Source organism: Rhizobium sp. P2_G2, from assembly GCF_056403555.1.
Window position 1 is genome coordinate 1 of record NZ_JBFUFF010000257.1, and the last position, 1395, is coordinate 1395.

A 1395-nucleotide genomic window follows, 5' to 3' on the forward strand; every position below is an offset into this window, starting at 1 on the left:
AGCAGCACGTTCATATGGCCCGGCATGCGGCCGGCCACCGGATGGATGGCATATTTGACCTCGACCCCGGCCTTCTTGAGCGTGTCGGCCATTTCCCTGAGCGCATGCTGCGCCTGCGCCACCGCCATGCCATAGCCGGGCACGATGATCACCTTCGATGCATTGGCCATCAGATAGCCTGCATCCTCGGCCGAGCCGAGCTTGACCGTCTTGTCGGAATTATCCTGCGCCTGTCCACCCGTCTCGCCGCCGAAGCCGCCGAGAATGACCGAGATGAACGAGCGGTTCATGCCCTTGCACATGATGTAGCTGAGGATCGCACCCGACGAGCCGACCAGGGCGCCGGTGATGATCAGCGCCAGATTGCCGAGCGTGAAACCGATGCCGGCGGCGGCCCAACCGGAATAGGAGTTGAGCATCGAGACGACGACCGGCATGTCGGCGCCGCCGATCGGGATGATCAGCAGCACGCCGAAGGCCAGCGCCAGAAGCACGATCAGCCAGAACACCACATGGCTTTCCGTGCCGACCAGCACGCCGACGAGAATGATGATCGCGGCAAAGATCGCGGCATTGATCACATGCCGCATCGGCAGCATGATCGGCTTGCCCGACATGCGGCCATCAAGCTTGAGGAAGGCGATGACCGAACCGGTGAAGGTGATGGCGCCGATGGCGACGCCGATCGACATTTCCACCAGCGCCTGGGCATGAATAGAGCCGACGTCACCAATGCCGAACGAGGCCGGTGCATAGAGCGCGCCTGCCGCCACCAGCACCGCGGCGAGGCCGACCAGCGAGTGGAAGCCGGCAACCAGTTGCGGCATCGCGGTCATGGCAATACGCCGGGCGATCACCGCACCGATGCTGCCGCCGATGGCCAGGCCGAGCACGATCAGGCCGAAGGCGGGTAGCGACGGCTTGGCCAGCGCCAGCGTGGTGAGRATGGCRATCGCCATGCCSACCATGCCATAGGTATTGCCCTTGCGGCTGGTCGASGGATGCGACAGMCCCCTGAGYGCCATGATGAACAGCACGCCRGAGACGAGATAGAGGAAGGCTGCGAAACTGACATTCATCGGCCGAGCCTCACTTGTCTTTTTTCTTGTACATGGCGAGCATGCGCTGGGTGACCAGGAAGCCGCCAAAGATGTTGATCGAGGCCAGGATCAGCGCAACGAAGCCGAAGCCGGTGGCCCAGCCAGACAGCGACAGGCCGACGGCCAGCAGTGCACCGACCACGATCACCGAGGAGATCGCATTGGTCACCGCCATCAGCGGCGTATGCAGCGCCGGGGTCACCGACCAGACGACATAGTAACCGACGAAGATGGCGAGCACGAAGATCGCCAGCCGGAAGACGAAGGGATCGATCACACCGCCGGAGAGCGCATG

The 1395-nt window shown here is 63.3% G+C and carries 2 protein-coding genes; both read right to left on the reverse strand.

The genetic code is table 11. The features are described from left to right. The coding region (locus AC1D06_RS42590) for an NAD(P)(+) transhydrogenase (Re/Si-specific) subunit beta (protein WP_477991602.1) at nucleotides 1–1079 on the reverse strand (1079 nt) is incomplete at its 3' end. 10 nt (nucleotides 1080–1089) lie between these two features. Next, on the reverse strand, nucleotides 1090–1395 hold a 306-nt coding region (locus tag AC1D06_RS42595), incomplete at its 5' end, for a proton-translocating transhydrogenase family protein (RefSeq protein ID WP_477991604.1).